This window comes from Methyloprofundus sp. (assembly GCF_965251085.1).
Classification (GTDB): Bacteria; Pseudomonadota; Gammaproteobacteria; order Methylococcales; family Methylomonadaceae; genus Methyloprofundus.
The window spans coordinates 459,241-484,254 of record NZ_OZ252594.1 but is presented as its reverse complement, the minus strand read 5'-3'; the positions used below and the strand labels follow the sequence as shown (position 1 = coordinate 484,254).

The 25,014-nt window shown below is 40.6% G+C and carries 20 protein-coding genes and 1 pseudogene; 11 read left to right on the top strand and 10 right to left on the bottom strand.

All coding sequences use genetic code 11. The annotated features are described in order from the left end of the window. Window positions 1-21: 21 nt before the first annotated feature. Window positions 22-486: a hypothetical protein gene (locus ACQY3F_RS02365; protein ID WP_428353305.1), complete on the bottom strand. Its 465-nt coding sequence runs from the start codon at window positions 484-486 to the stop codon at window positions 22-24. 457 nt (window positions 487-943) lie between these two features. Here ACQY3F_RS02365 and ACQY3F_RS02360 point away from each other — a divergent pair, with 457 nt between their 5' ends. From ACQY3F_RS02360 to waaF, 3 genes are all read left to right on the top strand, one after another. Then, entirely contained in the window at window positions 944-2,389 is a 1,446-nt protein-coding gene (locus ACQY3F_RS02360) for a lipase family protein (protein ID WP_428353304.1), read from the top strand. Window positions 2,390-2,698: 309 nt separating this feature from the next. Then, window positions 2,699-3,694, top strand: coding sequence for a glycosyltransferase family 9 protein (locus ACQY3F_RS02355; RefSeq protein WP_428353303.1), 996 nt, complete (start codon window positions 2,699-2,701; stop codon window positions 3,692-3,694). Window positions 3,695-3,764: 70 nt separating this feature from the next. Then, window positions 3,765-4,778 carry a lipopolysaccharide heptosyltransferase II gene (waaF, locus tag ACQY3F_RS02350; protein WP_428353302.1) on the top strand — a complete coding sequence of 338 codons (1,014 nt, stop codon included), beginning with the start codon at window positions 3,765-3,767 and terminating at the stop codon, window positions 4,776-4,778. Between the two features lie 717 nt (window positions 4,779-5,495). On the opposite strand, the gene ACQY3F_RS02345 is transcribed toward waaF, so the two are convergent. Continuing rightward, a complete protein-coding gene (locus ACQY3F_RS02345; RefSeq protein ID WP_428352972.1) occupies window positions 5,496-6,857 on the bottom strand; it encodes an IS1380 family transposase in 1,362 nt (453 codons plus the stop codon). A gap of 138 nt (window positions 6,858-6,995) precedes the next feature. Here ACQY3F_RS02345 and ACQY3F_RS02340 point away from each other — a divergent pair, with 138 nt between their 5' ends. The 5 genes from ACQY3F_RS02340 to ACQY3F_RS02320 all read left to right on the top strand — a co-directional run bounded on the left by ACQY3F_RS02340 (window position 6,996) and on the right by ACQY3F_RS02320 (window position 11,476). Then, window positions 6,996-7,505: a hypothetical protein gene (locus tag ACQY3F_RS02340; RefSeq protein ID WP_428353301.1), complete on the top strand. Its 510-nt coding sequence runs from the start codon at window positions 6,996-6,998 to the stop codon at window positions 7,503-7,505. Window positions 7,506-7,515: 10 nt separating this feature from the next. After that, window positions 7,516-8,676, top strand: a complete 1,161-nt coding sequence (locus tag ACQY3F_RS02335) for a glycosyltransferase family 4 protein (protein ID WP_428353300.1) — start codon at window positions 7,516-7,518, stop codon at window positions 8,674-8,676. Between the two features lie 128 nt (window positions 8,677-8,804). Continuing rightward, the gene (locus tag ACQY3F_RS02330) at window positions 8,805-10,076 is read left to right on the top strand and encodes a PIG-L deacetylase family protein (RefSeq protein WP_428353299.1); all 1,272 of its coding nucleotides are present in this window, start codon (window positions 8,805-8,807) and stop codon (window positions 10,074-10,076) included. A gap of 153 nt (window positions 10,077-10,229) precedes the next feature. Continuing rightward, window positions 10,230-10,430, top strand: a complete 201-nt coding sequence (locus ACQY3F_RS02325; protein ID WP_428353298.1) for a hypothetical protein — start codon at window positions 10,230-10,232, stop codon at window positions 10,428-10,430. A 92-nt stretch (window positions 10,431-10,522) separates the two neighbouring features. Continuing rightward, window positions 10,523-11,476: an IS1380 family transposase gene (locus ACQY3F_RS02320; protein WP_428353297.1), complete on the top strand. Its 954-nt coding sequence runs from the start codon at window positions 10,523-10,525 to the stop codon at window positions 11,474-11,476. On the opposite strand, the gene ACQY3F_RS02315 is transcribed toward ACQY3F_RS02320, so the two are convergent. Beyond that, window positions 11,477-12,673 carry an ISAzo13 family transposase gene (locus ACQY3F_RS02315; protein WP_428352931.1) on the bottom strand — a complete coding sequence of 399 codons (1,197 nt, stop codon included), beginning with the start codon at window positions 12,671-12,673 and terminating at the stop codon, window positions 11,477-11,479. It lies immediately after the preceding gene. 115 nt (window positions 12,674-12,788) lie between these two features. Here ACQY3F_RS02315 and ACQY3F_RS02310 point away from each other — a divergent pair. Both ACQY3F_RS02310 and ACQY3F_RS02305 read left to right on the top strand, forming a co-directional pair. After that, window positions 12,789-13,205 (top strand): annotated as a pseudogene (locus ACQY3F_RS02310) (transposase); the annotation flags it as partial. Window positions 13,206-13,420: 215 nt separating this feature from the next. Next, the gene (locus ACQY3F_RS02305) at window positions 13,421-14,422 is read left to right on the top strand and encodes a CDP-glycerol glycerophosphotransferase family protein (protein ID WP_428353296.1); all 1,002 of its coding nucleotides are present in this window, start codon (window positions 13,421-13,423) and stop codon (window positions 14,420-14,422) included. On the opposite strand, the gene ACQY3F_RS02300 is transcribed toward ACQY3F_RS02305, so the two are convergent. The 4 genes from ACQY3F_RS02300 to ACQY3F_RS02285 form a co-directional block, all read right to left on the bottom strand. Next, entirely contained in the window at window positions 14,417-14,794 is a 378-nt protein-coding gene (locus ACQY3F_RS02300; RefSeq protein ID WP_428353295.1) for a glycosyltransferase family 9 protein, read from the bottom strand. The genes ACQY3F_RS02305 and ACQY3F_RS02300 overlap by 6 nt on opposite strands. A gap of 11 nt (window positions 14,795-14,805) precedes the next feature. After that, window positions 14,806-15,570, bottom strand: coding sequence for a glycosyltransferase family 9 protein (locus tag ACQY3F_RS02295; protein WP_428353294.1), 765 nt, complete (start codon window positions 15,568-15,570; stop codon window positions 14,806-14,808). Window positions 15,571-15,582: 12 nt separating this feature from the next. Continuing rightward, complete coding sequence (locus tag ACQY3F_RS02290) at window positions 15,583-16,671, bottom strand: glycosyltransferase (protein WP_428353293.1); 1,089 nt, start codon at window positions 16,669-16,671, stop codon at window positions 15,583-15,585. A gap of 106 nt (window positions 16,672-16,777) precedes the next feature. Beyond that, window positions 16,778-18,055 (bottom strand): O-antigen ligase family protein, encoded by a 1,278-nt coding sequence (locus ACQY3F_RS02285; protein ID WP_428353292.1) that lies wholly within the window; start codon window positions 18,053-18,055, stop codon window positions 16,778-16,780. An 88-nt stretch (window positions 18,056-18,143) separates the two neighbouring features. Here ACQY3F_RS02285 and msbA point away from each other — a divergent pair, with 88 nt between their 5' ends. Continuing rightward, the gene (gene msbA, locus ACQY3F_RS02280) at window positions 18,144-19,892 is read left to right on the top strand and encodes a lipid A export permease/ATP-binding protein MsbA (RefSeq protein ID WP_428353291.1); all 1,749 of its coding nucleotides are present in this window, start codon (window positions 18,144-18,146) and stop codon (window positions 19,890-19,892) included. Window positions 19,893-20,016: 124 nt separating this feature from the next. On the opposite strand, the gene ACQY3F_RS02275 is transcribed toward msbA, so the two are convergent. The 3 genes from ACQY3F_RS02275 to ACQY3F_RS02265 form a co-directional block, all read right to left on the bottom strand. Continuing rightward, a complete protein-coding gene (locus ACQY3F_RS02275) occupies window positions 20,017-22,650 on the bottom strand; it encodes a UPF0182 family protein (RefSeq protein WP_428353290.1) in 2,634 nt (877 codons plus the stop codon). Between the two features lie 111 nt (window positions 22,651-22,761). After that, the gene (locus ACQY3F_RS02270) at window positions 22,762-24,039 is read right to left on the bottom strand and encodes a dihydroorotase (protein WP_428357583.1); all 1,278 of its coding nucleotides are present in this window, start codon (window positions 24,037-24,039) and stop codon (window positions 22,762-22,764) included. Further along, window positions 24,036-25,007 carry an aspartate carbamoyltransferase catalytic subunit gene (locus tag ACQY3F_RS02265; RefSeq protein WP_428353289.1) on the bottom strand — a complete coding sequence of 324 codons (972 nt, stop codon included), beginning with the start codon at window positions 25,005-25,007 and terminating at the stop codon, window positions 24,036-24,038. The genes ACQY3F_RS02270 and ACQY3F_RS02265 overlap by 4 nt, the downstream gene beginning before the upstream one ends. Window positions 25,008-25,014 lie beyond the last annotated feature (7 nt).

Here is a 25,014-nt window from a genome sequence, read left to right as displayed (position 1 = left end):
CACTGCGCTCACTCTTAGTGCTTAATGTTTCTTTTTTTTTATTTTGTGCAAACGACCCGCACGAATTGATTTATTGAAGGTATCCCGCTTAATACCTAATTGATCGGCCACATCGCAAGGTTCTTGTCCTTCGTTTAATAATTGTTGGGCGTTTAGCAACACATCATCAGTCAAAACAGCCGCTCCTCGTGTTTTTTTCTCAGCATAAAAGCCTTGCACACCCTTTTCTTGATAGAGCTTAACGGCACGTTTAACACTAATGGGCGTTACACCAAAAGCACGAACGATATCCATTTGTTTGACATAACCGTTGGTATAGAATTGTGCGGTAATCATTTTGAACGAAGCATCATCATTCGCATCGTGAGTAAAAACGGGCAGAGTACCATAGAAATAGGTCACGCGGCCGTCTCGCTTTTCAACGGCCAAATCATGAGTTACTTCTGTAGAACCTTCTGGAAACATAGGAAGTTGTCGCTGAACCATGAGTTTTTTCCCGGCAGATGTGGACAGCGGTAGTCCAAGGATAATGTAAAAGGGGTATCATTACAAAATCTCATGTATGTGAAAAGTATTATCTGGTCTTTTAGAGCAAAAAGTTTGTTATTGATTGATTTTAAATATATTTATTTATTAAATAGGGCAATTTATCTAAAAATAGAGGTCAGGTGCTCTGAACCTAATAAAATCAAAAACATAGCAATTCTTCAAAGATAATAAGGTGAGACTAAAATAGGTAGGATGCTGTTGTTTTCAGAGAGATCAGGTTATCTGATCTTGCACTATAAATTCGCGCTCAACTGATTTTTCTAGGTCTAAGGGATTCACAAAGTGTATGATCAAATGACTTTAGTTTTACTCAGTATAAAATTAACAAATGAATACTTTAAAGATTAAAACCAGCTTTCTACGGGCTTTTGCTGCGGGATATTTGATATGCATATTGCCATTTTTTAGTGCTAATGCAGATGGTTTATTTTCAGCTCAGGACAATACGCTGCTTGCTCCATTCGTGAACTATCAAGGCCAAAACTATCGTGCCGAGTTTGCCTTGCTCAGTGCCAACCAGCTACAACTTATTTCTGCTACACCTAGAGCCGACACACCTGTTTATGGTGCGAGCACACTTGTAGATGAGCAGCTTAATTTTTCGCTGCAGCGCGTCAGCTATAATGGGCAGCTGTATAACGCCGATGTCCTGCATACGCAGGGCGACATGTTTAATATTACCAACATTGCAGTCGTTGTCGACGATATTCCAGGGCGGGGCAGTATCAATCATTCCACATTGATTAATGAAGTTAGCTTGTCCCAATTTAATTTACTCGTCTCGCTATATAATCTTTCTAATGGAACTAACGTAGAGATTAGCGCACAAAATAATGTACAGGTTTACAGCGTTAATTATCAAACTGTTGACCCATCAGGAGCCTTAACTCAGGCATCCGCTTTAATCGCTATTCCTGATGATACTGAGCAAAGCTACCCGCTTATCGCCTACCAGCATGGAACGGAAGTTCTAAGGGCTAATGCCCCCAGTCAGGATGCCTTCGATTTACCTACTATAGCCCTGGCTGCAAGCGGCTATGTAGTGGTTTCGGCTGATTATCTTGGTCTGGGGGAATCTGAGTCATTACATCCGTATGTACACGCACATTCACTGGCAACAGTCGTTATTGATGCGATACGTTCGGCAAGATTATTCGCGCAAGAAAAGAATGTTCGTTTAAATGCACAGTTATTTTTAACCGGTTACTCAGAAGGTGGCTACGCAACCATGGCAGTGCATAGGGAATTGCAGGTTAATTATAGTACTGAATTTAGCGTAACGGCATCAGCACCGATGGCAGGACCGTATGATTTATCGGGTACTATGCGCGCACCTATTATGGATGAACAGCCCCTGGTCAATCCGTTTTACTTTCCCTATACCTTGCTTGCATATAATCAGGTCTATGCATTCACTGATCAACTGAGTGATTATTTTCAATCCCCGTATGATCAGACTATTAGTCGTCTTTATGATGGTCTACACTCAAGTTCTGAAATTAATAGCGCTATTCCGGAGAAACAGCAGCTATATACAGCAGCCCTTTTTAATGATCTGCAAACAGAGGAAAATTCCTGGTTACAAGTCGCGCTGGCAGAAAATGATACTTATCGCTGGGTCCCTGAGGCACCCATGTTTTTGTTTCATTGTGTGCAGGATAATATTGTGCCTTTTGCTAATACGCAGATTGCCTATGATTATTTTCAATCCGCTGGGGCTAGTCAGGTAGAGTTGTTTGCTATCGATAATCCATTACTGAATCTGGGCGATGTACACACAAACTGTGCGATTCCCTTATTATTAAATGGCAAAGCTATTTTTGACGGCATGGTGCAATAAGGTAACGCGCAATAAATAACCCACCCATATTGCGTAGGATTTTTGTTTGTCTTCAAGGCGTAGAAATAGGCGCATAGCTGGCTACGTAACTATTTCCACAACGCAGAAGACGGACAAAAAGGCCAGCAAGGTGGGTGGGTTATTTATTGCGAGTTGCCTTAGTCATAGGCAAGGCTAATTTTGAACTGCGAAATGAGAGTGCTAAAATCTACCAAACTTCTCCGCCGAATATATTAATGCATGACTAGTAAAACGACTCCCCCCGATAAAATCACAGTAATCCGGCTTTCTGCTATCGGGGATGTATTAATGCTATTACCAGCGGTACGACTGTTAAGAAAGCAATTTCCTGATACGCAGATAGACTGGTTAATTGACCGTCCGCTCGTTAGCCTTTTAGCCGAACTTACCGAAGTAAATGTAGTCGCAATCGATAAGCCTAAAGCGATGGGTGATTATTGGCAGCTAAAAAAACAATGGCGTAAAACCAATACCGGGCAATTGATTAGCGTTCAAACTAGCTTTGTCAGTAATATGCTGATGGCGCTTTTACCCGCAGAGCATAAAACGGGATTTGGCGCGCCTTATTCTCGCGAAGGCCATCATTTATTTGCTAATACGGCTTATGATTTACCCGCGAATTTACACCAAGTTGAGATATTTTTTGCCCTGGCGCAAAAATTTGCCGGTATTAATAAGCCGATAAATATTACTGCCGCGGACCTGGACCTTCCGGTTAGCAATAGCGATAAAAACTGGGCTGGTGGTAAGTTGCAGGGTCACGATCATTGGATGGCGATTAACCCCATGGCTTCTACCCAGGAAAAAACCTGGAGTGCAGAGCGTTATATTAATCTGATTGATAATTTGCATAAGCTTTACCCAGACAGACCTATCGTCTTAACCGGTGGACCGGGTAAAGCCGAAGTTGTCTTTGGTCAGCAGATTGAACAACAGGCAGAAGCACCTTGCTTGAACTTGATTGGCCAAACCACGCTGACTCAATTAGCCGCAGTTCTTAAACAAGTTAGTCTACTTATTTCACCTGATACTGGCCCGCTACATCTTGCTAATGCCGTGGCAACACCGGTGATTGGGCTTTATGCTGTGACTCGACCTGAATATATAGGGCCTTATAATCAATTAGACAATTGTATTAATATCTACGTTCAAGTAGCGCAAGACTTCATGCACAAAACAGCCTCCGAATTACCCTGGCAAAAGAAAATCCCTAGTTTAGACGCGATGCAATTAATTTCGGTTGATCAGGTATTGGACAAAGTAAGCGAGATTATTGCACGATGACTCTATCAATAGCCTCTGTTCACAAATTTTCAGTTCGCAGATATCACAACGTTTCATTTTACTTAAAGCTATGAATATTCTTGTTTTTTCTCCCTCCTGGGTAGGTGACATGGTAATGACGCAAACACTCTTCAAAGTGTTGCAACAGCAATACCCTGATTTAAATCTGGATGTTATCGCGCCACCTTGGCCCTATGATTTATTGCAGCGTATGCCTGAAGTCAGTAACCATTACAAGATAGAAGTGCAGCGCGGAAAATTTAGCTGGCAAGCACGTCGTGATATAGCCAATAGCATTAAAGATAAGCATTATGACTGGGCAATTACTATGCCTATTACCTGGAAATCCGCCTTAAATGGCTACTGGAGTGGCGCAGCTAAACGTACCGGGTTTCTTGGAGAAATGCGCTATGGCTTATTAAATGATAAGCGAAAATTAGACACAAAAAAACTGCCCTTTATGGTGCAGCGTTATGTTTCATTAGGCCTGGATCCGAACGCAGATATTCCCGAACTGGATAGCATTCCCCAGCCACAATTGAGTATTGATAAGGATAATACTGAAAACTGGTTGCAGCAGTTAAACATAGAACCCGGCCAGCCTATTGTTGCCTTAATGCCCGGCGCAGAATTTGGCCCGGCCAAGCGCTGGCCTAGCGAGAATTATGCCCTTATAGCAAAAGACCTAGTTCAATCCGGCAAGCAAGTCTTGATATTAGGTTCACCCAAAGATTTTTCCACCGCCGATGAAATTGTACAAAAGAGCGATGTAGATGTCATTAATTTATGCGGTAAGACCAGTTTATTAGATGCGGTGGATATACTTTCCTGTGCCAATCTGGCGATCAGTAATGACTCAGGCCTAATGCATATTGCTGCTGCGGTTAATATCCCGCAAATAGCTATTTATCGCAGCTCGACTCCTGAATTTACCCCTCCGTTGAATGATAAGGCGATTATTTTACAAGCTGAATTTAATAACCCTGCTGTAGATAGAATTAAGCTAAAATCACTAGATGGTATCGCAGGGTTTACCGATGTGTCAGTAGATCAGGTACGCTCAAGCATTCAATCTATTTGGTAACTACTCAGCGTATCTGATAGTTACGAAATTAGATTGTATATTTCCAGCCAGGCACCAGAAAATCAGGTATTTGATAAAAAATACCCTGATGCAACAAACATTTTGTGGATGGGCAAAGGAGGTACGACGTGCCCATCATGTTTTCGTTGATGGGCACGGATGAAGCCCTTTGCCCATCCTACAGTGTTTATTTTGCTGTAACTACTCAGTTTGGTTAATATACTTCGCGGGGCCAGTGAAGGTGCGGTCGAGTTGAGTTGAGTATCTGACTTCGGGAAATGCAGTTGATGGGATTTACCCAGGCAGGCAGGCATCCAGCCGTCGGTTCAGAATTATTTCTTTTGGATTTGGCGAGAAAAATTCATTTTTAAATACTGAACAAAAAACTTTCAAGATATAATTTGTTTTTAGGATTAGTTTTATCGAAGATGAAGATGCTTTTACAAAAATGCGTCATGTTTGCTCATCGTTTTCATATAACACCTAAATCCTGCAAGCCCATATTTTGACTCTCATTAACCTGTCTAGCTAAGTGGTTATTAGGTTTTTACTGCCGCTTTGCCAGCCCTCTTTGTCCAACCGATCAAAATATCCAGATTTAAATCATAAATAGAGGAAATTTTTTGTATCGTATGGATATCCCCCGAGCCCAAGGCAATAAACACCCTGCCAACGTGCCATGACCTTTTAATCAAAGTGACTTAACTTCGGTTAATGTTAAGCGAGTAACCCCACCTTAACCCAATCATCCCATTCCTGTGGATAGAGCGGATCTGCAGGTGTTCTGACTCTCAGCTGATTATTGCCTGTGAGTAATTTTCCAGCCACCCGAATCAGATAAGTACGAAGTGTATCCGGCTCCCATTGGCACAACGTTTTGTTGCCACTCAATTGAGCCATCCAGCGCACGGTATTGTAGGCAAGAACGGCGCAATGAAATAATGCGGCATTAGCCAGAAATTGATTCGTTCTGATTTTACCTAAACCCATTTGTGATTTTGCTTCTTCAATCCATGTTTCGCACGTCGCTCGTTCACCATACTTCTTATGTGTTTGCCAAGGCGATAGAGGTTCAGTTGTTACATAACAAAAATAGTCATATTCTGCCGTATCCCAAAGCTCGGACTGAGGTCCTGTCACTTGTTTAGGTTGCTTTATCCTGACCGCGACAAACTGACGAGAGCGAGACCAGCCACCACAACGATATTGAAACTCGCTCTGCTCCCAACCGGGTCGGCCTTGTATGGCTGTCCAGGCCTGTTTGGCCAGCAATGCGTTCAAATTCTTAAGTTTAACCTTTATTAGATACCCATGCCCTCTGGTATCGAGAAATTCAAGCAAATCACCGACAAAATAACCACTGTCACCGCGAAAAATAATGCGCATCCGATTGGGCAAGTGTGCAAGTAACTGTTTGGTAAATTCTACAACACCATTGCTTGTAAAGGCATTGCCTGTCCGGAACCAGGCTTGTAAAATTTCTTTTGTTTCCGCTAGAAAAGCGAGTTGTGGATGGTATGAACGGGCACCTTTCTTTTTGGGGTTGAAGCCTTTGGCACTTCCTTCTTGTCGACCACAAACGGTGTCCACAGTTGAATCGACATCGACCCACTGGACGGATTGTATGCCAGTTTTCGATTTTCCGGAACGAAGCAATCGCCGCCAGTGTTGACCACGCAAAGTATGCGTGAGCGTTTCAAACTGGCTTATCTGCCTATCACTTACTTCTTTAAAGATCCGTAAAATTGTGGTTTCAACAGGAATCTTTATCCAGCCAGCTACTTTGCGCAGTACGCTATCTGCCCATACGGTCGTCACCTTTGCCATTGATGTTGCTCCCCCCATCATGCCAACCAACGTCAATAGAACCACATCAGATAAGTGATGGTCTGCATTTTCACCCCGCCGATGTGGAACGCTTTGTTTTACGGTTTTTTCAAAACCTATCCTGTCTAAATATTTCACGACGGGAATCAGTCCCGCCTGGCTTGTCAATCCATGTGCTGTAGATGTCATTTTTACCGTTCGGGTACGGTTTCTTACGTGAGATGAGGATTTTGATACTTTAGAGGGCTTCATTAAAACAATGAGATAGTGAAATCAGGAAAATGATATTATATCATTGTTTAATAAGGAGTTTTGTGGATTATTATGTATAATGCTTGCAGGATTTAGGTAACATAAAGTTTTAGCCCATCATCACTCTAGCCATGGAATATGAATATCAAAGCTGATAAGTTTCTATTTATAGAAAGATACTCCCATACTTTGTTTTTTGGTTTTTTTATCATCGGGCTATTATTATCATTGCTGTATAGCAATCACCAGATTGTCAGCGGCAATCAGGAACAAATGCTGGATAAAGGCTACTTAGGCGCTAGCCAGGGAATTTGGTTAAGCTATGGCAACGCCGCTAGTGCGATAGGCAATGTCCCTGGGTCGCTTTCTGCCTATATCGTGGGTATACCGCTAACGCTCTGGTTTTCACCCTGGGCTCCCATGCTGTTTTTGCTGCTGTTACATATCCTCTCTTTCTATCTGCTTGACTCGGTGATCAAGCACTGGCTAGAAAATGCACCGGATAGAGTCACCAGGTACCTGTTGTTTGTGATACCCTATTTTGTGCTAGTTAATATGATTGCTGTGCACGATAGTGAAAAATTTTCCTACGCTGTAAGCTATCAACAACAGGTCCTTAAGTACATCAATACAAAAACCACCGAATAATGCCTTGTTTATGAAGCATCGTATAAGCAGACTGCGCATCGCTGTTTTAATCCGCCATTACACACGCATTGGTGGTGCCGAGCGCTATTGTGTTGAATTGACTGAGCGCCTGGCCGAACGACACGAAGTACACTTATTCTGCCAGGCCATTGAAATTGAGCCACACCCTAATATAGTCGTACACCTCATCCCCAAAAAACGGGAAAAGCCGCGCTATGTTAATCAATTAGAATTTTCTCGTTGGACGCGACTGGCAACTGAAGGCCAATTTGATATCGTGCATTCACATGATATGGTCACTCATGCAAACGTACAAACGCTGCATGTCCCTTGTGTACTGAGTCGTTATACCGAGACAACTGGGGGCAGGAAAATTCTGCGTTATTTGAATACGGCTATCAGCCCGCGTATGCTTAGCTATCTTTGGCTGGAAAAAAAACAGATTTGCACGCAAAACAATCGTCAAATTATCGCCGTATCAGAATTTTTAGCGCGTAATATCACCCGCAGCTATCCCGATATCGTAAACAATATCAATATTGCTTATCCTGGTATCGCTGTATCGCAAACAAGAAAATCCTTAAGCACTATACGCCAGCAACAACGCTCGGCATTACAGCTTAAAGAGGATGATTTTGTGATTCTTTTTGTTGCAAATGATTACAAACGTAAGGGGCTATTGGTTATCCTGCAAGCTTTGCAAGCGTTACACATACCACAGTTGCATTTAGTGGTCGTAGGGCATGACCGACCTGAAAAGTTCACTTCTGCTATTAACAAAGCAGGGCTCAATGATCAAGTGCATTTACTAGGCAAATCTGACGATATGCATGCCTTGTATCCCATTGCCGATGCTTTAATCCACCCAACTCTGGCCGATACCTACGCTATGGTGGTTCTGGAAGCAATGGCACACGCTATTCCTGTTATTGTTAGTAATGCCAGGTATTGCGGATTTTCCGAGCATTTAACGGAAAATGAAGCATTGTTGATTGATAAGCCTAAAGATCCGGTCGAACTGGCAAAACATATTCAAGCATTACACAACGACAAAAAATTACGCAAAAAGTTAGCAAAAAACGGCAGGGAAAAAGCACGCTCCTTAAGCTGGGAAAACACTTTACAGCAAACCTTGCTTGCTTACCGTAAGGCCCTGGAAATTAACAACTAGGAATTCGCCAGAAAAATACATTTATCCAGTCTTATGCCATGCTAAAAAAACTGCTTATTTTCCTGCTGCTAATTGTTTTGTGCGTCATAGTTGTTTATTTTTCATTCGCGGCCAAATACAAATATGCTGTGGATAAGGACTATCAATATGCATTCCAGAATAGCCAGCATAAGTCCATACAGGCTCAGTTAAAACAGGGCGTGGTTAGCTTCAACAGTCCACAAGACTGGGATACAGGTTTTATTGGATTAGATATTTACGCGACATTCACAGGTTACTTTGCCGAGCCTTATGTTGAAATTATTAATGGCCAGCAACGCTCTATTTTAAGCTTTGAACGTGGTGTACAAGGTAAGCGTTATATCAATTTACCTTCAAATACTGGGAATAAAAATCAAACTATTCAACTGATTGGGCATCATCTAAGGATTAAAGACCAGCAAGCCAACATGGTTTTATTTAGCAACCCCAAAATACACAAGCAGACTAAAGTTCTGCTTATTGCGCCTCATCCTGATGATGCTGAAATTGCAGCATTTGGCCTATATAGCCAGCATAATAGTTTAATACTCACCATCACTGCCGGAGAAGCAGGTCCGCATAATTACGATGAGGTTTATACTGATGCTAATCAGCATTATCGAACAAAAGGGAAGCTCCGAGTATGGGATAGTATAACCGTGCCTATGTTAGGCGGTGTAAGCCCTGAAAAAGCAATCAACCTGGGTTACTTCGACGGTACTTTACAGCAAATGGCTAAGCATAAGCCGCAGTCAGTTAACTCCCTATATACTGGCATTAATAATGTTAATCATTTTCGCCAGCAAAACCTGTCTAGCTTGACTCCGGTCACTACAGGCAAAGCTAATTGGACAGCACTGCTTGATGATTTAAAACAGATGTTACAGAGCTATCAACCAGATATTATTGTCACGCCCTATCCAGCATTAGACTGGCATACTGATCATAAGTATTCAACAGTGGCCGTCATTACCGCTATAAAGGAACTAGGCTTACAGCAAGGCCAGTTGTTTCTATACACCAATCACTTAACAGAAAATAATTATTTTCCTTATGGCCAGCAAGGCGAGCTGGTACCTATCCCACCTGATTTAAATCAATCGCTTTATTTTGACAGTATTTATTCCTATCAACTGCCTAAGCCTAAAGCAAAGATATTTGCGCTTGAAGCGATGCATGACTTAAGACTGGACACCAGTTGGCTAACTATTCCAGGGGCATTTAAAACCCTATGGAAGACCCTAGGAAATAAGTTGTTACTAAAAGATCAGACCTATTTTAGAAGAGCCATTAGAGAAAATGAGTTATTTTTAGTGGTTAATTTTTCGAGTTTATATAAGACTGAAACACTCAATAGCATAAGAGGAAAAACCAAGTAACAATATTTGATTCTAAAATAAACGTTACTCAATTCATCACTGATTAGAGTCAGTGTAACTGTTCAAACTTCAAATAATTTCAGTTTGAAAGCAAGACTTGTACCCATTACAATCATTTGTTCTGGCTTAAATATCAATTTTGGGAGCACTCAATTGGCTAGTTTTTATAAAATAATTAAAAACACTCTGATCGCAGAATCAGCAAGAATAAGCTATTTCCTGACTAAACCTTTTTTCAAGAAAAATATCTGGATAATCTCAGAGACCAATTTTCAAGCTCAGGAAAATGGTTATGAGTTTTTCTGCTGGATTGAAAAAAACACCACCGATATAGATGTGTATTATGTCACCTAAATCCTGCAAGCATTATACATAATAATCCACAAAACTCCTTATTAAACAATGATATAATATCATTTTCCTGATTTCACTATCTCATTGTTTTAATGAAGCCCTCTAAAGTATCAAAATCCTCATCTCACGTAAGAAACCGTACCCGAACGGTAAAAATGACATCTACAGCACATGGATTGACAAGCCAGGCGGGACTGATTCCCGTCGTGAAATATTTAGACAGGATAGGTTTTGAAAAAACCGTAAAACAAAGCGTTCCACATCGGCGGGGTGAAAATGCAGACCATCACTTATCTGATGTGGTTCTATTGACGTTGGTTGGCATGATGGGGGGAGCAACATCAATGGCAAAGGTGACGACCGTATGGGCAGATAGCGTACTGCGCAAAGTAGCTGGCTGGATAAAGATTCCTGTTGAAACCACAATTTTACGGATCTTTAAAGAAGTAAGTGATAGGCAGATAAGCCAGTTTGAAACGCTCACGCATACTTTGCGTGGTCAACACTGGCGGCGATTGCTTCGTTCCGGAAAATCGAAAACTGGCATACAATCCGTCCAGTGGGTCGATGTCGATTCAACTGTGGACACCGTTTGTGGTCGACAAGAAGGAAGTGCCAAAGGCTTCAACCCCAAAAAGAAAGGTGCCCGTTCATACCATCCACAACTCGCTTTTCTAGCGGAAACAAAAGAAATTTTACAAGCCTGGTTCCGGACAGGCAATGCCTTTACAAGCAATGGTGTTGTAGAATTTACCAAACAGTTACTTGCACACTTGCCCAATCGGATGCGCATTATTTTTCGCGGTGACAGTGGTTATTTTGTCGGTGATTTGCTTGAATTTCTCGATACCAGAGGGCATGGGTATCTAATAAAGGTTAAACTTAAGAATTTGAACGCATTGCTGGCCAAACAGGCCTGGACAGCCATACAAGGCCGACCCGGTTGGGAGCAGAGCGAGTTTCAATATCGTTGTGGTGGCTGGTCTCGCTCTCGTCAGTTTGTCGCGGTCAGGATAAAGCAACCTAAGGGAGATGGAAAGAAATAATCATCCAGAACAACCAGGAGAAATGGTCAAAAACCATTTCTCCAACGATGGCATTCGGTCAACAAACTGATAATACGTCTTCATTGCTTTTTTACCTACCTTTACTCCTGTTTCATATATTTTTTCTGTTAATTTAACAATAGGTGCTTTGCCATTGTAGGTCATACTTTTGGCAAATTTTAAAGTTGTTTCAACTGTATCCATTATGTCGCCACTAATATGATTTTCATAGGCTCCCCATACTCGTTCAATTGGGTTATATTTACTATGATAAGGAGGGTAGTAGGCCAGTTTTATCTTTATGTTGCTTTTTTCAGCAAACTCCACAAGCCTTTTTATAAACTGAGTTCTGGAGCTACTGTTCTCCATACCATTGTCAGCGTTAATTGTCAGAATATCTACTCCATATTTTTCTTGAATTTCTGGCCAAATTTCTTCCAATCGGTCAACGATGAAATCACTGCTGGCATAGCCTGCTGTAAAGAAAAGGAAAAAATCATCATGTTCAGGCAGATAAAAACCAAAAGGAGTTAACTTTTCCTTAACATCTAAATCATGATCCTCTGCTTTTGTTAAAACCCGATTTCGTCCTCCCCGTGAAAAATTTCCTATATTCATTCTTGCTTTGGCATCAATTGATATACGAATCTCTTTTGGGTTGATATCTGCCATTCCATTGACTGAATGAACTTGTTCAAAAATTGCATCCGTTTCCTTGATTTTCTTATGAGGCTTTGTTTTTTGTACCTTTTTTGGATGGTAACTCAGGTCATTTAATTTTGTATTGATAGTTTTTGAGCAAGGTAATGTTTTTTCATCGTAATAATCAATCTCCAGTAAACGTTTTCTAACTTCTTTAGCCGTTAGCCGGGTATATAATCGACAGGAATTAAAAGAGGGATCCGTTTGACACTCCGGTTCAGCAATTTTTTTTATGTCATCAAGTAGATGAGGAAAATGCTCTTCACTTTTATTACGCCCTCTCGCTGAAAAATTATCTTCTATGGGCTGAGTTTCAAGTTCATATTGTCCTTTTCGGATAGTGCCTCTATTCCATCCTAGTTTTTCTTCAGCAATACTTGCACCACCTGAGCCTAGTAGCTCCACCGTTTCAGCCATGAATATACGACGTACCGAGCCTTTTAAACGATGGGCTGTATTTATAATCCAACCTATAATGCTATCTGTTAATATCAACAAGCTTATCTGCCTAGTGTGAGAATAAATTCAGAATTCATTATTATAAATTATTGAGACACAAGCTTACTTCGTTTGGATGATTATTTCTTTCCATCTCCCTAAACAAGTGACAGGACCTCAGTCCGAGCTTTGGGATACGGCAGAATATGACTATTTTTGTTATGTAACAACTGAACCTCTATCGCCTTGGCAAACACATAAGAAGTATGGTGAACGAGCGACGTGCGAAACATGGATTGAAGAAGCAAAATCACAAATGGGTTTAGGTAAAATCAGAACGAATCAATTTCTGGCTAATGCCGCATTATTTCATTGCGCCGTTCTTGCCTACAATACCGTGCGCTGGATGGCTCAATTGAGTGGCAACAAAACGTTGTGCCAATGGGAGCCGGATACACTTCGTACTTATCTGATTCGGGTGGCTGGAAAATTACTCACAGGCAATAATCAGCTGAGAGTCAGAACACCTGCAGATCCGCTCTATCCACAGGAATGGGATGATTGGGTTAAGGTGGGGTTACTCGCTTAACATTAACCGAAGTTAAGTCACTTTGATTAAAAGGTCATGGCACGTTGGCAGGGTGTTTATTGCCTTGGGCTCGGGGGATATCCATACGATACAAAAAATTTCCTCTATTTATGATTTAAATCTGGATATTTTGATCGGTTGGACAAAGAGGGCTGGCAAAGCGGCAGTAAAAACCTAATAACCACTTAGCTAGACAGGTTAATGAGAGTCAAAATATGGGCTTGCAGGATTTAGGTGTCATTGATAAACGCTCTCCTGTCATTGGTAAATTTAAGAGAAAAAGCAATTGGCTCGCTGTTGATTCATTCAAACTAATCTTTTACCTATATCATGCTAACAGGATTATTTCGACACATGGCTTATGGATGATACCTGATGAATTTGGCATATTAAAAAAACTCACTCGAAAAACACTTAAAGCTAAAAGGATTATGCTAGGCCATGGGGTTAGATTTATTAAAAATGGCCGGAAATTTTATCATAAATCTTATTTCCCTTTAAATGACTTATGGGTCACCGCATCGCCTATAGAAAATGCACTCCTGATAAAAGATTATGGATATTTTGAGGACGATATTACTGTGACAGGATATCCCAGATTTGATTCCCTTATTGATATAAGCGATCAATCGAGATGGAATAATATGATCTTATATATGCCAACTTTTAGAGATAAGGAAAAATGGCTGCAGGATGAATTTAAAGATACCGAGCTATATCGCAGAGTTCTGGATCTGATGAATGATAAGCAATTGAACCATTTCCTGCAGGAAAAAGACTGTCATCTAGCCATCTATTTGCATCAGGATATTCAGAACTATTCAAAGTATCTGGACCAATACGCAGATGATCGCATTCATATTATGCGCCAAGGCGATCTCAGCGTAACAGAGTTACTAAAAATGAGTAAACTCCTGATTACAGATTATTCTAATGTGATGTTTGATTTTATCTATATGAATAAGCCTTTTATATCTTACCACTTTGATTACCAAGAGTTTATCAATGGCAGAGAGGACAAGCCTCACCATGATGTACGCACCGAATTACCCGGTTATGCAGTCACTACACATGATCAATTGATTGATAAAATTCAAACGATTGAAAAAGATAACTTCGTACTTCCTCAAGAGTACCAGAAAAAAGCGGCAAAACATTTTACCTATAGAGACAATAATAATTGCAAGCGCGTTTACCAGGCAATTAGAAAGTTATGATTTAAGAAGCTTTGCTATAGATGGTAACAGCTTTTTCCAGACCAGCGCATTGATATCCGGTGGGTTCACTTGCTCAGCAAAGCAAGTCATCGCATTATCAGAGTTAGGATGCCAATCTGTATAATTGAGTTTATCTGGATTATAAAGTGCGAGTAATGGTTTATTTAAGCCTGCAGCAATATGCACAATGGCTGTATCCACAGAAATTACCCCGTCTGCTTGCGCTACCAAAGCAATCGCATCATAAATTGTTCTGGATTCTGGGTAATAAAACACATTGTCTCTGCTTATATCAGTACAAAGTTTTTGCACCTCAGACATCGTATCAGGCGAATAAAGAACAGCTATGTTAATCGCTGGCTGGATATTCAAAATAATGCTAATTATTTTTTTGTATTTGCATTATTCAATCGTCTGGATTTATCACCCCCATAAGAATTGATAACCAGTAGGGGATCATTCACTTTAGTTGCCAGAAATTTCTCAGCTTTTATTGTTGCTTCATCACTTATTGGAACATGGTATTCAGCCGCATCTACTTTAATACCAAGACAGTCTAATAGGTAAACAAATTTCTGCGAAAAATGTAAGTCCTGTGTCAGCTTACCGAGCTTTAAATTTACCCGACCTATTTTATCATCCAGACCAGCAACTTGTTTAGCCTGCACTTTGTACAGTAGAAACAAGTCCTTCATCTTCATATGTCTATTAAAATGAATCAATAGATCAACGGAATCGAGCTGTTGCGCTAAAGTATTTAGCTGCCTATAAGTAGGGTTGCTAGAGACTTCTATTACTTTATCGACTTTTAGATAATTCTTAAAATAGTCTGATAAAGTGGGCGAACTAACAATAGTAATTTTGATCTCAGGATAAGCATTGCGCAGAGGGCTTATCATCAAGGAAGAAATAATGGCATCTCCCCATTTTGCATCCCAACGTATAAAAACGACATGCTTTAAATCGGTAGCAGGACAGATTGCATCTTCTACTTGGTAATCAAATAGCATCACCCCAAAGTTTCTTCTTATCCTGTCTCGGGTAAGCTGCCAAATTTTATTTAAACGTTTTAATAACATAGATTTGTAGAGAACAGGTCTTGTAGATTTTTCTATACTTTTTATACCAATATTTTTCCCCGCCGTCACTGGCAGGTACTCTTACTCCAGCCTTTCTAACTGGCTTTCCAATTGTCTATAAAAAAGCTCTTCAGAGAAATATGATACTGCTTTTTTTCGTGCTTTAAGCCCCATTTCTTTGTGCTGGCTGGATATTTTCTCAATAGCATCAGCTAACAACTCGGGGGCTTTGGGCGGAATTGACTCTCCATAACCTGGCTCTGTTATTTCAGCCAGTGATCCCACGTTGCTAGTAACAATGGGCTTACCTGAGGATAGCCATTCTAAACTGGTTCTAACTGTGTATTCTGAGTCCAGGGAAGGGATGATACCTATATCGCAGACCTGCATAATAGCTGGCACATCCTCTCTACGCCCAGTAAATATTAGCTGCTCCCTGCAATTATTCTGTTCCGCAAGCGTGTTTAATTCTTGCTCGGTAATACCCGACTCTTCGCCGACACAGACCAAACGGCATTTGATACCTTTATCATTGAGTATTTTTATTGCCTGTATCGCAATAGCATGCCCTTTTACTTTCGTGATTCTACCAACCAACCCAATCGTTAAAATATTTGCTGTTGAGATTAAGTCTTTTGCTTTTGATATCTTGGGGTTAAATTTTTCCAGATTTATAAACCCGACTGTTTTATGATAGCCCTTAGGCGGTAGACCCGCGCCTTGTTTTTGATCCTCAATGGCTTTTTCATTGGGTAGTATGACCAGGTCACATTGTTTCTGGTATAAAATTTTTGAAAAAAAATGCTTTTTAGACGGCCTCGCTTCCATTCTGATCTGAATTTTTTTTACATTGCTACAACTTGCCATCCAGATATGACCAATACCACAAAAAGAAAAAACATGTGAAATCTGTTCCTGTTTTATCTGCTTGTTAAATAGGAAAAAAGAATTCAGAAAGGTAAAAGGGTTTTCTGTTCTTGGGTCTAGACTCTCCCAAAGGGAGTAGTTGCCTGCTATCGCACTTTCTCTTGGGTGACCTTCTTTTGCAGTAATGAAATGAACGGTCCAGCCTTTGTTTCTTAATGCTTTTGCTAGCTTAAAAGCAAACCACTTTTCACCTGAGCGCCATTTTTTATCGGTGATAATTAATGCTTTATTTGTTTGGCTCACTTATCTTCCTGTGTTGCTTTTAAAACTTGATCCATTAACGGCTCAGCCATTTCTCTTTAGGTTTTATACATGCGGTGTAGTAAGAAATTTTGGGTTGTTTAAAATCCTACTCTTTTACTTTATTTTCAATGCTACTACTAATACCTGCAAAAATTGCAAGCATAAGGGCAAGAAATAAAACCATCACATGATGACCAAAAGAATAATTGGTAAGCCCAAAAATAAAAAAAGCTCCTACTGTCATTATGCCTAAAAAGCTTGAGTATTTGTGCCTATTTATTGTGCTTGTTTTGAGTGATCTATAAAAATAATAAGCACTCCCCGCATATAACAAAATATAGGCAAAAAGTCCCCCTATTCCAGTTGATATGAGAATTTGCAAAGGTTCATTATGTGCATGGGTATAGGTTTCTATTTGCTTTATTTTACCTGCCTTTATTTTTTCTTCCAAAGCGTATTTGAACTGTCCCGAACCGATACCTAGCAGTGAATGCTCTTTAACGATCATTCCCCCCGCCTTCCATAATTCAAACCGTGTTCCAGTTGACGCTGAGGTTGCTTTTAATTCATCGCCAAAAAAATAAGTTGCTGTATTCATATAGGCTAAATCAATACGTGATTTTACATAATGGTTTGCGTAGTAAGTGACAAACAGTCCTAAAATCAGGCTAACAACACACAATATTTTAATATTTTTCTTGCCTGGGGAGTAGATGAAAAACAAGCCCATAAAAAAAGGCAGTGCAAGCCATCCTCCTCTTGAACCTGATAGAACAGACCCAGTCACTCCTAATACAAAAGCGAGTAAAGATAAAATAATATAGGCTTTTTTAAAAGCTATTTCCTTGACTAAAAACAAGCCACCCAGACTCATCATGCCTAGCAAGAGGCTAATATTTCCAAAGTTAATTTTTATCATATAGCCCAGTGAGCTATATTCTTGCAAACTATTTAGATGTAAATAATAGTATTGATATAGGGCAAATACACCCGCGCCCATACTGCCAATTAAAATGCCTAAAGCCAGAGGGATTGTGTTTACTTTGACCTTTCTTAAAGCAAAAAAAATGGGCAGAACTAAAACAAACCTCAAGTAATAATCAACATATCTTAAGCTTAGGTGACGCAAAGTGACATCTAAAGCCATGACCAAAGGTAATAGTAACAACGAAAAAATTAGTATTTTTTCCCTAGAGTTTAATTCGATTTTAAATTGATAACGGCATATTAATACAGCGATGGACAATACTAATATAGCAATTGCAGATATGTTTAAGCCGTGAAAAACTGTTAATACCATTGCGGGAGCTAGGAGCAATGAAAATGATAGAGATTTTGTAAAAAATTTATCCATAAGTCCTGTCATCAGTATTTTTGCTGTCATTTTTAGTTCATGCTAAGCTAGAACGCTCTAACCCCTGAAAGCGTGATTGGCATACGAGTTCAGCTTACCTTATCGCTTAATTTTCCGTATGACAAAAACATCATCTAGCTTTAGTATCTATAAGCGCTTATTGAAGTATGTAGTCCCTTATATTAAGTTTTTTATCATCAGTATATTTGGCTTTCTTATTGTAGCAGTTGCTCAGCCCTTATTTGCTGAATTAGTCAAATTGATTATAGACACCATAGAGCATGGCAATAAGGCAGGACATAAATATCTACCCGTGTATATAGTTGTGCTGGTGGTGTTTAGGAGCATAGGTACTTTCTTTGGTAATTATTTTTTAGCCAAAGTCTCGGTTAATGTTGTACACAAACTGCGCCAGGACATTTTTAATCACTACACTAATCTCTCAACAGAGTACTTTGACGCACAAAACAGTGGTCATTTAATTTCCCTGATTACTTATAATGTAGCGCAGGTCACCAGTGCTACAACCAATTCAGTTAAAATTCTTGTCCGAGAAGGGTTAACTGCTACCGGTTTAATTGCCTATTTGCTCTGGCTTAACTGGGAATTAACGCTAGTCTTTTTCGTTATCGCGCCAATTATTGCCATCATCGTTACCGTGGTTAGTAAAAAACTCCGCTCACTTAGTAAAAATGTACAAGACTCTATGGGTGATATGACTCATATCACTTCTGAGTTAGTTCAGGGAAACCGAGTTGTAAAATGTTTTGGTGGCTCTGCCTATGAAAAAAAGCGCTTCAAAGCCAGGAGTTTCTTTAACAAGCAACAATCACAGAAAGTAGCCTGGGTATCTTCCATACAGAACCCTATCATGCAAATTCTGGTTGCATTTGCACTAGCCAGTTTACTTTATTTAGCGCTGATTATTATGGATACCTCGAGTACAGGTAGCTTTATTGCTTATTTACTAGCCGCCTTCATGCTTCCCAAGCCCATTCAATCACTAGTGCAGGCAAACAATGAAATTCAGAAAGGCATCGCCGCAGCAGGTGATATCTTTATCGCTTTAGATGTAGAACCAGAACTTGATCAAGGAACAGTGAATATAGCGACTGGTAAAGGCGTTTTACAATTTGACAATATTTCATTCAGCTATCCCAACTCTGACAAGCTAGCTCTAAAAAATATTAATTTACAAATCCAACCAGGTCAAACCATCGCTATTGTGGGCGCATCTGGAAGTGGCAAAACCACTTTAACTAATTTAATTCCACGTTTTTATGATTACTCTAAAGGACGTATCCTTTTAGATGGTGTGGAAATTAAGCAATATACTTTAAACTGCCTGAGAGATCAGATCGCTATAGTTACCCAAAATACTACCTTGTTTAACGATACTGTCTTTAACAATATTGCCTATGGTATTCTTTCTGATATTGATGAAGCCGATGTTTTAAAAGCTGCTGATGATGCTTATGCCACCGAGTTTATTGAAAACCTGGCTTTTGGTATGCAAACTGAAATTGGTGAGCACGGCATCCAGTTATCCGGAGGTCAAAGACAACGTTTAGCGATTGCCCGCGCATTACTTAAAAATGCGCCTTTGCTTATTCTGGATGAAGCCACCTCTGCTTTAGATACTCAATCTGAACGCTATATTCAAAAGGCACTGGAACATGTTATGGCACACCGCACAACGATTGTGATTGCACATCGTTTATCTACTATAGAAAAAGCGGATGTTATTCTAGTGATGGAAGCAGGTGAAATTATAGAACGAGGCACTCATCAGGGCTTGCTGGCGCAAAAGGGTGCATACGCCAAATTACACAAGCTGCAATTTAGTGACCATGATGCAAATGAGTAGTCATCGAACATAGAGACTTTAGAGGCTGTGAAAGTGTTTTTAGGAGGTTGGGTGAGGTACGAAACCCAATAAACAATGGCACCTAAGCCATTGTTTATTGGGTTTCGTAATCCCCTCTGCAACATCACTCTATCGAAGTCCCAGTACCTTTCGCGTCTACCGCCCCTTTTATAAACCTTGCTTTAAGCTTCTTAAACGCCGACCATAAAGTCGTGTCCATAACCACCTCATTACCGATAGACACAATCACTCTAGTCAATTCAGGTATCTTGGTTTTAGTCGATATCATATAAATCGGCTGCACATATAAAATCGAATTTTTCCCCATAGGCAAAATAACCATACGTCCTTTTGCTACATTGGAACCATGTTGATCCCATAAGGTAAACTGTTCTGAAATTTCCGGACTCTGGTCAATTAGGGCTTCGACCTGTGCTGGGCCATTGACCTGTATATCTTTTCCGAATTTATAAATGGTTATATACGGCTTGTAACTACCGGGTATACAGCTTTCGATATCCAAAGTACCTGCGAGCCCGATCATGCTTAAATTACTACGGTTAATGGGTGTCATAGGATTGAGCATGACAAACTCTTCTCTATCTTTACAATGCCCGAAATCCATCGTTTGATAATAGGGCATCACATTTTTTTTATTTACTTTTGCAAACTCCCAGGCCTCTGCCTGCTCATAAAACAAGCCCGGCTGTATTTGATGGTATTTGGCATATACCTTCATCTGCATATAATATAATTCACGTGGATAACGTAGGTGTTTACGTAACTCTGTGGGCATTTTATCCAGTTTATTAAACACCCCTGGATAAGCGACTTGATAGGCTTGAATAATTGGATCTTTACTATCTGCAATATAATAATTTACCGACCCGTCATAAGCATCTATGACAATTTTTACCGAATTACGGATGTAGTTAAAGCGCTGCTTTCCAGATAAAAAATTATCGCTGGCAAATTTAGCAGCAGGGTATTTGTCTGAAGCAGTATAAGCGTCCTGAATCCAGTAAAACCTGTCTTTCGTCACCACTAAATAAGGATCATTATCCAGATGTAAAAAAGGCGTCAGTGACTTGACGCGATCAATAATATTTCTTCTGATTAACAGCTTACTTGCTGTAGAAATGTTGGTGGAGAAAAATATTTTTTCATCTCCAAAGTAAGTTGCAAACAACAATTTCCTAAAAAATGAGCTAAAGGGTATGCCTGCCCCTCCTTGATAAACCCCATTTACATCCTGAGGTGAGTCTGACATACCAACAACATCCAGATCATTCGGCACTATCGCATATGTGTATTTTTCCTGACCATAATAAATATCAGGTATTTTTACTGAAAACCCGACATTTGAAGTCATGTTTAAATCACGCAAATACCAGATAATGGGCTTTCCGGCATCCTGCGCAGCAGGTGTTATCACCGCACCATATCCATGCGTATAACGTAAATGAATATTTTCCCAGTTCTTTGCTTCAGTCGGAAGCTTATCTGTATTTAACTCCCTTGCTGATAAATTAACCTGCTGGATGTGATCGTTTAAAAAATAACGATCTTCATCTACACTGTGAAAATCATAATAGGGACGAATGCCTTGTAATTGTCTATAACCATCAATCAAATATTCTCTGTCCCATACAGGAATATTTTCGAAATGATTTTTAGTTCCCCAGGACTCTATATCCTTGCTGGCATCTAAATTCACTTTATAATCAATAATATTAATGTTCTCCAAAGCAAATGCATCTAGAGTTGCCTGAATATTATTTTCCATAAACTTCCCTTCCGTTAATACCGGGTTCGGGCGCACAATAAAAGAGTCTATTAGACTCGGAATAAAGGGAAGATTTTGCAAGCCTAATGACGTCAGTAAGCCTGCTAGTGCAAAATAAATTGGCATTGCAGAGCGATGATGCCTGGAAAAGATATTGATAACCACTGATACGAATAATACCAGTACCGAAATAATACTTAGCCAGATCAAAGGCAATTCGTAACGCAACTCGACAAAACCAGGGCCAAAAAAGACGGGTTCATGCGAGTCCACATAGAGCAATGAGAAGCGGTCTAGAAACAAGCCCCAAATCACAAATAAGATGGTAAAACCTAATAAAATGACTAAGTGAACTTTTGCGCCCAGTGGGTATTCTTTATTTTGATTTGGGACAAAAACATGCTCTAACCAGTAAAGCGCCGTCACCAAAAAAAACAAGATAATAGACGTGTATAAAAGCTCCTGCTGAATAAGTATATACAGTGGATAGGAAAACAGATAAAAACTGATATCCTGACCATATACCGGATCCAATACCCCCGAAGAGCTACCAAAGAAAAACAATAAAGCGGCTTCCCATTGCACATAAAACGGGCTCGCAATAACAATCGCAAGGATTAAAGACAGAGGCGTATAGACCTTTGTCGACCCATACATAAACTTATCGGCAAAGGTTTGAAATCGCTGGCGTTTATCAGCGCTTACCAGTATTTCATCGGGAGGGCTTAGGCCAAGATAGCGCGAGGCAATCCAGAAATGGAAAAAAAATATGCTGAAAAAGATGATCGTCACACCACCCGAAAATATAAACCGGTAGAGCAACCTTAACCAGAAATAACCTTCAAAATTAAGCGAACGGAACCACCATAAATCAACGAAGAAGTCGATAAAGATAAAATAGAATAACATGTAGGCAATGACAGCAAACAGTGTCAGCCCTATTAAAATGGGTAACAATTTCCAGTTCCGCATGATGGCCTCTTGATTATGTGAATTTAGCGGTATTTGCTCTATTATAGCAAAGCCTTACCCGAGAATAATAATTGTAACGGGGAAAGGAGTAAGTATCCATGACGCTTAACGTCACTGTGAATAAATGACTTTACCCGCCTGAATAGTACAGCTTACTTTTCCTTGCACATTTTGCTGCCAGTAAGGAGTATTCTTCCCCTGGCTCAGCCATGATTGCTTATTGAATTGCCAATCTGCATTGGCATCAAACACGCAGACATCAGCAGCGCTGCCAATAGCTAAATGTCCTGCATCAACAGCTAAGACCTTTGCCGGGGTAATTGTTAAACTTGCAATACCTTGACTTAGATCCAGGTGTCCTTGCGTTACCAGCCTTAACATTAATGGTAATACTGTTTCTATGGTGGACATTCCCGGTTCTGTTTCCGGGAATGCACCCAGTTTCGCATCAATATCATGCGGCTGGTGATCACTACAGATAGCATCAATCACACCATTTTTTAATCCATCTAGCAATGCGGCTTTATCCTGCTCACTGCGTAACGGTGGCAAGACATGATAGTGGCTGTTATACGGCAGCATATCAGCATCTGTTAAGTGCAAATGATGCATGGCAACATCTGCTGTAACCGGAAGCCCTAGCTGCTTTGCCTTGGCAATTAAAGTAACCGCTCGCGCACTGCTTAAGCCACGAAAATGTACACGACAGCCGGTATGTTCAATTAATTCTATACACTGCATTAATGCAATGGTTTCTGCTGCGACTGGAATTCCCGGCAAACCATAGCGGCTCGCCATTGCTCCTTCATGTGCACAGCCGTGATTGCTTAAGGCATCCTCTTGTGGACAATACATTAATAGTAAATCATGCGTTGCTGCGTATTCCATCGCTCGCCGTAGCACCAGTAAGTCCTGAATAGCAGCCTGTGCATTGCCAACAGCAATACAGCCTGCTTGCTTTAAGGCATACATAGAGCTTAATTCTTTACCGGCTAATTTTTTCGTTAATGCGGCAACCGGGTAGATATTTGCATAGGCGCATTGCTCGGCCTTATCTTTAATCAGCTCAAGTACCGCAGGAGTATCAATAACCGGATTAGTATCCGGGGGGATACATAAACTAGTAAAGCCTGCGCTGGCAGCGGCCCGTGTTTCTGACTGTATGCTTGCTTTATGAGTCTGACCCGGCTCACGTAATCGCGCGCTCAAATCGATAAAGCCAGGACAAACTATCTGCCCTTGAGCATCAATCCGGGTATCTGCTACAAAGCCTGCTGGAGCATTTCCCACTGCAACAATCTGACCGTCATCGATATACAGCCCAGCCTGTTTATCTAGCTTATTTGCAGGATCAATAATACGTCCATTTACGATTTCAATACGCATTATCCTACCCTCGCACTGCTTTGCATTGCCATAGACATTACCGCCATACGCACCGCTATACCATTTGTAACCTGCTGTAAAATTACCGACTGAGGTCCATCTGCGACGCTGGATGAAATTTCCACACCGCGGTTAATTGGCCCAGGGTGCATCACGATGGCATCCTTGTTAGCGATTTTTAACTTATCATCTGATAGCCCGAAACATTTAAAATATTCGCTTTCACTAGGTAATAAAGCGCTATTCATGCGCTCCTTCTGTAAACGCAGCATAATGATGACATCAACATTCTTTAATCCGGCCGATAAATCGTGGTAAACGCTAACACCGAGACTCTCCACCTGGGTGGGTAATAAGGTCTTGGGTGCGATCACTCTGACTTCCTCTGCACCGAGGATATTTAAGGCATGAATCTGCGATCTCGCCACTCGTGAGTGCAATATATCTCCGACTATGGCGACGCGTAATCCGGCAAATTGTTGTTTAGCTCGGCGTATGGTAAACATATCCAGCATCGCCTGGGTTGGGTGTTCGTGCTGGCCGTCACCAGCATTAATCACGCTGACATGAGGTGCTGCATGTTCCGCGATAAAATGAGCCGCACCACTCAAGGAGTGGCGAACGACAAACATATCCACCTGCATGGCTTCCAGATTACGAATCGTATCCAGTAAACTTTCGCCTTTCGAGGTCGCAGACGTTGCGATATTCATGCTCAATATATCAGCAGAAAGTCGCGTCGCTGCAAGCTCAAAAGTCGCCCGAGTACGGGTGCTGTTCTCAAAGAATAAATTAACGATCGTCTTACCGCGTAACAGGGGGAACTTTTTCACCTGTTGCTCGGAGATATCTGCAAAGGATTCAGCAATATCCAGAATTTCAATTAATAAATTTTTTTCCAGCCCTTCGATGGACAGGAAGTGTTGTAATTTTCCTTTAGAATTTAACTGCAAATTCATATCGGCTGACATTATTCCT

Excerpts from the sequence above, each read along its gene's own strand:
- ACQY3F_RS02365 (WP_428353305.1), bottom strand. The coding sequence starts at position 486 with ATGGTTCAGCGACAACTTCCTATGTTTCCAGAAGGTTCTACAGAAGTA.
- ACQY3F_RS02285 (WP_428353292.1), bottom strand. The coding sequence starts at position 18,055 with ATGACAGCAAAAATACTGATGACAGGACTTATGGATAAATTTTTTACA.
- waaF (WP_428353302.1), top strand. The coding sequence starts at position 3,765 with ATGAATATTCTTGTTTTTTCTCCCTCCTGGGTAGGTGACATGGTAATG.
- ACQY3F_RS02340 (WP_428353301.1), top strand. The coding sequence starts at position 6,996 with ATGAATATCAAAGCTGATAAGTTTCTATTTATAGAAAGATACTCCCAT.
- msbA (WP_428353291.1), top strand. The coding sequence starts at position 18,144 with ATGACAAAAACATCATCTAGCTTTAGTATCTATAAGCGCTTATTGAAG.
- ACQY3F_RS02275 (WP_428353290.1), bottom strand. The coding sequence starts at position 22,650 with ATGCGGAACTGGAAATTGTTACCCATTTTAATAGGGCTGACACTGTTT.
- ACQY3F_RS02305 (WP_428353296.1), top strand. The coding sequence starts at position 13,421 with ATGGGCTTGCAGGATTTAGGTGTCATTGATAAACGCTCTCCTGTCATT.
- ACQY3F_RS02345 (WP_428352972.1), bottom strand. The coding sequence starts at position 6,857 with ATGAAGCCCTCTAAAGTATCAAAATCCTCATCTCACGTAAGAAACCGT.
- ACQY3F_RS02355 (WP_428353303.1), top strand. The coding sequence starts at position 2,699 with ATGCTATTACCAGCGGTACGACTGTTAAGAAAGCAATTTCCTGATACG.
- ACQY3F_RS02320 (WP_428353297.1), top strand. The coding sequence starts at position 10,523 with ATGAAGCCCTCTAAAGTATCAAAATCCTCATCTCACGTAAGAAACCGT.
- ACQY3F_RS02265 (WP_428353289.1), bottom strand. The coding sequence starts at position 25,007 with ATGTCAGCCGATATGAATTTGCAGTTAAATTCTAAAGGAAAATTACAA.
- ACQY3F_RS02335 (WP_428353300.1), top strand. The coding sequence starts at position 7,516 with ATGAAGCATCGTATAAGCAGACTGCGCATCGCTGTTTTAATCCGCCAT.